Below are 470 nucleotides of genomic sequence, written 5' to 3'. Positions count from 1 at the left end.
GACCACCAAGGTTCCCACCATCAGTACCCGAACACCTTGAAGGGGTTCAGGGATTATTGCAGCGGTTTGAACTCCAACAGTCTGGTGGTAATGGAAGCCACTGGCTATTACCATTACCTATTGGCACAGTTCCTTTATGACCAGGGCATGGCCGTATCGGTTGTGAACCCTTTGTCCGTAAAGCGTTTTGTACAGATGAGGCTTTCCAAGGTCAAGACGGACAAGAGCGATGCCAAGGCCATAGCGGAATATGCCAAGGTCAATACGGTTCCATTGTACGACGGCAAGTGCGAGGACCAAGCGGAGAGTCTCCAATTGTTGGCATTGATGGACATCTATCTCAAACAGCGGACACAGGTAAAGAACAAGCTGCACGGTGAAAAGGTCCTGGGCATACCTTCAAGGACGGTGCATTTGTCCTTGGTGCGTTCATTGAAAAGCCTGGACAGGGAGCTGGAGGGCCTTCAGTC

General features: G+C 51.1%; 1 protein-coding gene. It reads left to right on the top strand.

The window, feature by feature from the left end; translation table 11 throughout:
* The coding region (locus GO009_RS17435) for a transposase (protein WP_163627978.1) at positions 1 to 470 on the top strand (470 nt) is incomplete at both ends.

The organism is Allomuricauda sp. TY007, from assembly GCF_010468565.1.
In the GTDB taxonomy this organism is placed as follows: Bacteria; Bacteroidota; Bacteroidia; order Flavobacteriales; family Flavobacteriaceae; genus Flagellimonas.
The sequence above is the reverse complement of the archived record's forward strand: the minus strand, read 5'-3'. Positions and strand labels throughout refer to the sequence as shown.